This window comes from Haladaptatus sp. W1 (genome assembly GCF_001723155.1).
GTDB classification, from domain to species: Archaea; Halobacteriota; Halobacteria; order Halobacteriales; family Haladaptataceae; genus Haladaptatus; species Haladaptatus paucihalophilus.
In genome coordinates, this window is record NZ_MEIH01000145.1 from 1 (window position 1) to 8,541 (window position 8,541).

The 8,541-nt window shown below is 64.2% G+C and carries 9 protein-coding genes and 1 pseudogene; 5 read left to right on the forward strand and 5 right to left on the reverse strand.

Annotated features, from left to right (window positions below; genetic code table 11):
• Positions 1 to 314: MMPL family transporter (locus BG842_RS08020; RefSeq protein ID WP_175424104.1), on the forward strand; the 314-nt coding region annotated here is incomplete at its 5' end.
• 132 nt (positions 315 to 446) lie between these two features.
• On the opposite strand, the gene BG842_RS08025 is transcribed toward BG842_RS08020, so the two are convergent.
• Entirely contained in the window at positions 447 to 1,214 is a 768-nt protein-coding gene (locus tag BG842_RS08025) for an MOSC domain-containing protein (RefSeq protein WP_069450371.1), read from the reverse strand.
• Between the two features lie 162 nt (positions 1,215 to 1,376).
• Here BG842_RS08025 and eis point away from each other — a divergent pair, with 162 nt between their 5' ends.
• Together eis and BG842_RS08035 are read left to right on the forward strand one after the other, a co-directional pair.
• Positions 1,377 to 2,555 carry an enhanced intracellular survival protein Eis gene (gene eis, locus BG842_RS08030; protein WP_069450372.1) on the forward strand — a complete coding sequence of 393 codons (1,179 nt, stop codon included), beginning with the start codon at positions 1,377 to 1,379 and terminating at the stop codon, positions 2,553 to 2,555.
• A gap of 89 nt (positions 2,556 to 2,644) precedes the next feature.
• Positions 2,645 to 3,343, forward strand: coding sequence for a hypothetical protein (locus BG842_RS08035; RefSeq protein WP_069450373.1), 699 nt, complete (start codon positions 2,645 to 2,647; stop codon positions 3,341 to 3,343).
• 114 nt (positions 3,344 to 3,457) lie between these two features.
• Here the strand turns inward: BG842_RS08035 and BG842_RS08040 are convergent, their stop codons facing one another.
• Positions 3,458 to 3,835 (reverse strand): Zn-ribbon domain-containing OB-fold protein, encoded by a 378-nt coding sequence (locus tag BG842_RS08040; protein WP_069450374.1) that lies wholly within the window; start codon positions 3,833 to 3,835, stop codon positions 3,458 to 3,460.
• Positions 3,832 to 4,983 carry a 3-ketoacyl-CoA thiolase gene (locus BG842_RS08045; RefSeq protein ID WP_069450378.1) on the reverse strand — a complete coding sequence of 384 codons (1,152 nt, stop codon included), beginning with the start codon at positions 4,981 to 4,983 and terminating at the stop codon, positions 3,832 to 3,834. Before BG842_RS08045 ends, BG842_RS08040 begins: the two co-directional genes overlap by 4 nt.
• A gap of 132 nt (positions 4,984 to 5,115) precedes the next feature.
• Between BG842_RS08045 and yciH the strand changes: the two genes are divergently transcribed.
• Positions 5,116 to 5,421 carry a stress response translation initiation inhibitor YciH gene (gene yciH, locus BG842_RS08050; RefSeq protein ID WP_069450375.1) on the forward strand — a complete coding sequence of 102 codons (306 nt, stop codon included), beginning with the start codon at positions 5,116 to 5,118 and terminating at the stop codon, positions 5,419 to 5,421.
• A gap of 12 nt (positions 5,422 to 5,433) precedes the next feature.
• Here yciH and BG842_RS08055 read toward each other — a convergent pair whose 3' ends face one another.
• A complete protein-coding gene (locus tag BG842_RS08055) occupies positions 5,434 to 7,062 on the reverse strand; it encodes an acyl-CoA synthetase (protein ID WP_069450376.1) in 1,629 nt (542 codons plus the stop codon).
• Between the two features lie 127 nt (positions 7,063 to 7,189).
• Positions 7,190 to 7,603 (reverse strand): hypothetical protein, encoded by a 414-nt coding sequence (locus BG842_RS08060; RefSeq protein ID WP_069450377.1) that lies wholly within the window; start codon positions 7,601 to 7,603, stop codon positions 7,190 to 7,192.
• Positions 7,604 to 7,709: 106 nt separating this feature from the next.
• Here BG842_RS08060 and BG842_RS08065 point away from each other — a divergent pair.
• Positions 7,710 to 8,541, forward strand: a pseudogene (locus BG842_RS08065) (phenylacetate--CoA ligase family protein); the annotation flags it as partial.

Genomic DNA, 8,541 nt, shown 5'->3' on the forward strand with positions numbered 1-8,541 from the left:
TGGACTACAGCATCCACCTCGGCGAACGCGTCGTGGACGAACGCGCTCGCCACGACACGCTCGGGGAGGCGCTCTCGGCCGCCATCGTCGGGACCGGTGGCGCGCTCCTCGGAAGCGCGGTGACGACGGCCGCCGGGTTCGGCGTGCTCGCGCTGGCGCTCTCACCTCCGCTCCGGCGGTTCGGGACGGTGACGGGATTAAGCATCGTGTACGCCCTCGTCGCGTGCGTCACGGTGCTTCCGTGCCTCCTCGTAATCCGCGAGCGACTCCTGGGACGACGGACGAACGTCGAATCCGGGGAAGCGGCGAACTGAAAACGCCGTCGGTCTTTTACGGTATTCGACGGTCGCAAGCGGTCCTTCGCCTGTCCCCGTGCTCTCTATTTTCCGTGCCCGTCGTGGTTCGAAAATCGTGGCTCCGTGCCGTGCTGTCGAATCCGTCCGGGCCTATTCGACTACTTCGACGGCATCGCCGACGCGGAGCGTTTGATTGCGGTCCGACTCGGGTATCTGGGCGATGAGCATCGCCGCGTAGTGGTGGTCGAGCGCGCTCTCGTCCACCCAGTCCGGGAGCGTCTCCCGTCGTTTTCGGATGAATCGCGTGCGGAATTCGGGCAGGGCTTCGCCCGTATCCGGGTCGCGCTGTGGGATGACGCACCGATTGCACGCCTCGACGCCCTCGAATCGGACACCGCCGACTTCGAAGGCGGGCGACCCGTCCCCGATGAATCGGTCCTCCCAAAACGGGGGAACGCCTTCGATTTCGACGTTGGCGCGGAGTCGTCTCCGCGCGCTTTCGACCGTCATCCCGTCGAACCACGACGCGATGGCACGCAACGAGGCCGTGCTGATAACCGACGGCCCCCACTTTCGCCGGTCAACGAACCCATTCTCCGTGTCCCGACGCAGCGTCAAGTCCATCTCGAAGAGTTCGCTGAACCACCATTCGGCCCGTTCGCGTTGCTCGGGAAGGTCGAAGAGGCGTGTCTCTCCGTCCGGCGTTTCTATCGTCAGCTCACCCGAAGCGGGATCGAAATCCGTTGACAGCCGTTGAAACATATCCGTTTGCTTCCCGTTGACGGCGTTGCCCGCGGCGTCGAAGAGCGCAAATTCCCTATCGTAGGCTATCGTGCCTCCCGGTACGATGTCGGTCGCATCGACCTCGATGCCGTCGAGCCCTTTTATGGGATACACCCGTATCCGTCCGAGTTTCATGGGTGGCTATGGTTCCGCGACGAGCATATAGTTGACTTTCAGGTCGGCTGCGCCGGTTTCCCGGCGGACGATACCCTGCTCGAACTCCTCGATTTCATATATCGATATACGATACATGTGGCCGATACGAACATATTTCTCGCTTCTCGTCAATCTCTAATCATGCCCGACTATCGGCCGATACCGGCCACATACGAAGACGAGTATCGGCGGTTTTTGCGATACGCGTTCGAACCGGAAAACGGCCTCCAAGCCGACGAGGATGACGACGACGAATCGGACCTCGGCGACCGCCGCGGGGTGTTCGACGGCGACGACCTGCGCTGTGTCTGCAAACACTACTGGTTCACCGCCCGAATCCGGGGCGACTGGCACGAGATGGCGGGGCTGTCCGCCGTCGCGTCGCCGCCCGAGAGCCGCCGCCGTGGATTGGTGCGTGAGATGCTCGCCGAATCGCTCGCCGAGTACCGCGAGAACGAGGTGTACTTCTCGGCCCTCTGGCCCTTCTCCTACGAGTTCTATCGGAAGTACGGCTGGGAGACGGCGAACAAGCACACGAAATACGAGACGACCCCGGACGCGCTCGATTTGGACACCGAACCCGCGGGCGAGTTTCGGCCGCTCGACGCCGACGACTGGGAACTGCTCGTTCCCGTGTTCGAGGCCCACCGCGAGCGGTACGCCCTCAGCACCGACCGAACCGAGGACTGGTGGCGAGAGCGCATCTTCCAGGGCTGGAAGCGGGACCCCTACGTGTACGCGTGGATGCGGGACGGCGAGGCGCGCGGATTCATCGTCTACACCGTCCACGACGAGGACGACGGCAAACGGTTCAAAGTGTGGGAGTTGACGGCCATGGACGACGAGGCATACCGCCACCTCCTGCGGTTCGTGCAGTACCACGACTCGCAAGTCGAAACCGTCGAGCTGACCTACGTCCCCGAATCCACCGATCTCCTCGACATCGTGGCGAATCCCCGTGACGTGGACTGTGAAATCAACGCCGGTCCGATGTTCCGCCTCGTGGACGTTCCGCGCGCCCTCGAAAGCATCGCGTACGATGCGGACGCTACCGTCGTCCTCCGCGTCACCGACCCGCTGGCGGAGTGGAACGAAGGGACGTTCGAACTCGACACCGGCGACGTCGTTCGCTGTGAGCGCACCGACGCCGACCCCGACGCGGTGACCGACGTGAACACACTCTCGCAGTTGGTCGTGGGCTACCACGCCGTCGAAGACGCCGAACGGTTCGGAAACCTCTCCATCGAAACCGACGACGCGCGTGCGAACCTCGCCGAGCTGTTCCCCGAGCGGGACGTGTTCCTCACGGAAGGGTTCTGAGTCCCGACCGCCGTCCCACCCGATCATTCTGACTGACCCGCGTATTCCGACCGACCAATACTTTTGTTCTGCGGTGCCAACGGTCACCTATGTCGAACGACCGGGACGACCCTGACCGGGACGACCGAGAGGACCTCGAAGAGCGAATCGAGGAGTTGGAAACCACTCTGCGCGGCCTCCAAACGGAACTCGGCCGACCGCCGCGCGGGCCGATGGGACTGCCCCGCCCGCCGACGCCCCGGGAAGTCCTCTCGTTTACCGGCGAGTACGCCATCCCGACGCTCATCACTATGCTGGAAGCGAACGTCCGCGCGCTGAAGGCGCTCCAGCAGATCATCCGCCTCGTGGACCCCGAATACGACCCGACGGAACAAGCGCGCTCCGACCTCAGCGCCCGCGCCGGACGGGCGAGTCGCGCCACTCTCGACCGATTGCAGGACACGCTGAACGACGTCGAAGGTGCTCTCACCGAGGGTGGCCTACCCGAGGAACCGCGCGCCCGACGCATCCTCGAAGACGCCCGCCGACTCAGCGACGACATCCGCGAGGAAGTTTCGGCCGGGAGCGAACAGGCCGACGAGGGGCGCGAACTCGCGGACAACTCCGATGCCGAAGAAGCGGAACTGGAAGAGGAGGTCGACCAACCCGAAGTGGATGTGGATGCCGAACTCCGCTCCATCCGCGACGAGTTGGGCGTTCGCGGCAACGGCAGCGGCGACGAGGACTCCGATGACGAATCCGCTTCCGCCGATGACGAATCCGGTCCCGACGACGACCCCGACGCGTAAGCCCTTCTTCTCCCTCTGTTCTCCCCTCTTCTCTCGTTCTTCGTTCTGTTTCAGCGTCCCCTCTCGAACCATCGATGGGGTTTCGAACCGGGTGGAAAAACGACGACCGTGCACTCACTCGACGGGTTCGAACCGGTAGCCGTCCCACTCCTGACTCGCCTTCTCGCGGATTCCGGCGTCCGGGTCGCGGAGTTCGTCGGCGTAGACGGGCCGCACTTCGTCGCCGATTTCCACGCCGTCCGTCGTCAACTGCCCGATGGCCCGCACCGAGTCGCCGTCCACGTCGAATTCGACGATGGCGATGTGGTTCGGTTGTCGGACGCCGGGCGGGGTCGCGGTGCTGGTCGTCCACGTGACGACCTCGGCGGTCCTGTCGGTCAAATCGACGGTTTCGTCTTGCGGTTCGGCGCACTCCGGGCACCGCGGGTGCCCCGGATACGAGAGGTGGCCATTGGGGCAGCGGTGCGCTTCGAATTTCGAATTTCCGCTCATGCTTCCTCCATGATGGTGGTGATGACGCAGTTGCCGAATCCGCCGACGTTACAGGCCAGTGCGACCTCCGCATCGACTTGTCGTTTTCCGGCGTTGCCGAGCAACTGCTGGTGGAGTTCGTACGCCTGTGCGACGCCGCTCGCGCCGAGCGGGTGGCCCTTGGATTTCAGGCCGCCGGAGGTGTTGATTGGGAGGTCGCCGTCCCGGTCGGTGACGCCCTCCTCGACGGCTTTCCAGCCCTCGCCCTGCTCGAAGAAGCCGACGGCCTCGCTCTGGAGGAATTCGAGGATGGTGAACATGTCGTGGAGTTCGGCCACGTCGATGTCCTCGGGTCCTCGCTCGGCCATGTTGTAGGCGAGTTCGCTGCTCTCGACGGCCGCACCCATCACCGTCGGGTCGTCGCGCTCGTGGACGACGTGGGTGTCGGTCGCGCCGCCGATTCCGGAGACGACGGTGTACTCGTCGGTGTACTGCTTGGCCTCCGATTCCGGGCAGAACAACAGCGCGGCGCTCCCGTCCGTGATGGGACAGAAGTCGTAGAGGCGGAGCGGGTCGGCGACGATGGGCGACTCCATCACCGTCTCCACATCGACCTCCTTGCGGAACTGCGCGTGCGGGTTGTCCACGCCGTTTCTGTGATTCTTGACGGCGACCTTGGCCAGACTCTCGCGCGGCGCGTCGTACTCGTGGAGATAGCGCCGGGCGGTGAGTCCCGCGAAACTCGGCAGCGTGAGTCCGTGTTTGTACTCGACGGGATGGGTCAGCGAGGCGATGACGTCCGTCGCCTCGGCGGTCGTCTCGTGAGTCATCTTCTCCCCGCCGACGAGGAGGGTCAGGTCGCTCGCTCCCGAGGCGACCGACTGCCACGCGGCATAGATTCCCGCGCCGCCGCTCGAACTCGTCTGGTCGATGCGTTGCGTGTACGCCGGAAGCGCGCCGAGGTCGTGCGCCAGCGCGTTCGGCACGCCGGTTTGGCCCTCGAACTCGCCGCTCGCCATGTTCGAGACGTAGAGGTGGTCGAGGTCCAACGGCGAGACGCCCGCGTCGTCGAGGCAAGCCGCCCCGGCCTCCGCCAACAGTTCGCGTATCCACGCGTCGCGCTGCCCGAACTGGGTCATCGACGCGCCGATGATTGCGACTCGTTCCATGGTCGCCACGACGGGGGGACGGGTTTAGAAGCTTGAGATTCGAGCGGAGAAACGGTCGCCCGGAGTCCCATCTAGTATTCGATTTCTGACGTGAGATAGAACCAAGGTACTGGCTAGCATAGTTCGTGTGCCGTGGCAAACGACAAAGAAGACTTCAGTTCCATTACGGGACTGCCGGAAGAACTCGGCATCGACGAAGATTTGGGGCGGACCGAGACGCGCCTCGTCATCCGAACCGAGAAACGGCGCTACGACAAGCCAGTCACCATCGTCGAGGGGTTCGACACCGGCGAGGTGGACGTAAAGGACCTCGCGTCCGAACTCAAGCGGAAGATGGCGACCGGGGGGACGGTTCACGAGGGGGTTATCGAACTACAGGGCGACCACCGTGAGCGGGTCACGGAGGTACTACAGGACAAGGGCTTCGCGGTCGACTAAAAGCGGCGAGCGTCAGTCTCCGAACTTCGACACTTCCCTGTCTCGGAGTTCGATACGTCGGATTTTTCCGCTCGACGTCTTCGGCAGTTCGTCCACGAACTCGATTCGTCGCGGGTACTTGTACGGTGCCGTCTCCTCTTTCATGTACTCCTGTAGCTCCTCGACGAGTTCGTCGCTCCCGTCGTAGCCCTCCGCGAGGATGACGTACGCTTTGACCACGTTGCCGCGCTCGTCGTGCGGACTGCCGACGGCAGCGGCCTCGGCGACCGCCGGATGGCCGACGAGCGCATCCTCCACCTCGAACGGCCCGATGCGGTAGCCCGAGGAGATGATGATGTCGTCGGCGCGGCCCTCGAAGAAGAAGTAGCCGTCTTCGTCCTCGCTCGCCAAGTCGCCGGTTCGGTAGTACGCCCCCGAGAAGGTCTGCTCGTCCAATTCCGGCTTTTCGAAGTAGCCGTCGAAGATGGCGGGACTATCGACGGGAACCGCGACTTCGCCGATTTCTCCCCGCTCGACTTCTTCCTCGTCCACCGTGTCGATGATGGTGGTTCCGAGGCCGGGCGTCGGCTTGCCCATGCTTCCGGGCTTCACGTCGATACCGGGGTAGTTCGTCACCAAGGCGACGGTTTCGGTCTGCCCGTAGCCGTCGCGCGGCGTCACGTCGAAGGCCTCCTCGAATGCCTGAATCGGTTCGCGGTTCAGCGGTTCGCCCGCCGACAGCGTTTGCTTCAGCGAGAGGTCGTAGTCGGCCATGTCGTCCACTTGGGTGAACATCCGGTACTGCGTCGGCACCGCACAGAGGCGGGTGACACCCTCAGATTCGAGCAGCGAGAGGAACGTCTCCGGGTCGAAGTCGCCCCGGTAGACGAACTGCGGTGCGCCCGTCGTGAGCGCCACCCCGACTGGACTCCAGAACCACTTGGCCCACCCGGTGCCCGTCGTCGCCCAGAGTAGTTCGTCCTCGAAGTCCATCCCCTCCTCGACGCCCCACCAGTAGCGCCCGTTGACGCGTTCGAAACAATGCATCCAGCGGTGACGGTGGAGCACGGGTTTCGGCTGTCCCGTCGTCCCGCTCGTGTAGTTGATAGACATCGGCGACTGTGGACCGATGTCCGGCCCGTCGTGTTCGGTCGATTCTCCGTCGATGAGCGTGCCGAAGGATTCCCACTCGCCCATCCGGGACCCGCCCAGCACGACCATCGTGTCGAGCGGCGTCTCGTCGGCGACGGCCTCTACCATGTCGGTCAGTTCGTCGTGACACACTATCGTCGTCGCCTCGCAGTCGTTCGCCCGGAACTGGATGTCCTTTGGTTTCAGCATGGCCGAGCAGGGCACCAGAATCGCGCCGCGCTTCAGCGCCCCGAGTTGAATGGCGAACACGTCGGGGTGGCGCGGCAGGAGGTGCATCACCCGGTCGCCCTCGCCCACGCCGAGCGATTCGAGCGCGTTGGCGAACCGATTCATGTCGTCGCGCAGGTCGGCGAACCGTCGCCGTGCCTCGTTCCCGTCGTCGTCCTGGAACTGCACGGCGAGTCGGTCGCCGAACGCCTCCGCGTGGGACTCGATGACCGCCGGGAGATTGTACCCCTCCGGAATGTCCCACTCGAATTCCGCGAGTTCGCGCTGGTAGTCGATTTGCATCCGTCCCGAACTGCGGTGGTCGGTTATTTGATTGTGTCGTCTGGTATCACGCATCGGACAGAAGCGTCCGTCGGAATGCAGTGCCCAATTCGACTTCCTTTCCTCCCTTTCGCGTCACCCGAATCAGCTACCCCTCCACGAATCGGAGCACCCCCTTTCCGAGTCCGTACCCGAGCAGCGCCCCGACCACGCCGAGGAGTGAGAACCCAACGGTCAGCGCCCAGAGCGGCGCTTCTCCCTGTACGGGGTGGCCGACGAGAGCGCGGCTCCCGACGACGAACGCGAACAAAACGCCGGGTGCGAGACCGACGGCGAGGCTGGCGGGAGCGCCGCCACCGCGAAAGGCGCTCGCCGCGGAGACGAACGGCGGCGCGTAAAACAGCGCCGCGGAAAGTAGAAACGAGTCGGCGAAAATCGACCCTCCGGCGAGCGTCACGACGACGAGGAGCGCGAAGACGACCGCGGCGTACCCGCCAACGAAGACTCGCCAGTGTCGTTTGCCCGCGCTCGACCGCCCCCATAGTTCCGAGACTGTTGCCATCCACTCCGCGTGCAACGGCGAGAGAAATAAACGTTCAGTCGAGCCGCGATATTTCGGCCGGAATCGAGAAACAGTTTTCCCGTACCCCTTCAAATCATGAATAAGCATGACATACAGTGATGCCGAGAGTGCATCTCGGAGGAACTGCGTGCGCTTCAGGACGACCGACTCGCAGAAACGGTCGCACACGCCTACGAAAACGTCCCCCACTACCGGAACGCGCTCGACGAGGCCGGCGTCTCGCCGGACGACATCGAGAGCGTCGAGGACGTATCGAAACTCCCTTCACGACGAAAGAGGACTTCCGCGACAACTACCCGGACGGAATGTTTGCGGTCCCGCGTGCCGAACTACAGCGGATTCACGCCTCGTCGGGACGACCGGAAAGCCGAAAATCGTCGGTTACACCGAGTCGGACCTCGGCGTCTGGCGCGAGGTGATGGCCCGGTCGCTCTCCGCCGCGGGCGTCGAACCCGAGCACGTCGTCCAGAACGCCTACGGCTACGGACTGTTCACCGGCGGCCTCGGGTTCCACGACGGCGTGGAGGAACTCGGCGCGTGCGTCATCCCCGTCGGCGGCGGCAACACCGCCCGGCAGATAGACATGCTCCAAGACTTGGAGAGCGACGTGCTCTCCTGTACGCCCTCCTACTGTCTGTACCTCGCGGAAGCGATGGAAGAGCGCGGCATCGACCCGAAGGACCTCCCGCTCTCGACGGTTATCATCGGCGCGGAACCGTTCACCGACCCGATGCGCGAGGAGATCGAGGAGGCGCTCGACGTGACTGCAGTGGACGTGTACGGCCTCTCGGAAATCATCGGGCCGGGCGTCTCCATCGAGTGTGCGGACGCACAGGACGGCCTCCACGTCTGGGAGGACCACTTCTACCCCGAAGTCGTGGACCCGGAGACGGGCGAACCGCCCCCGAGGGCGAGGA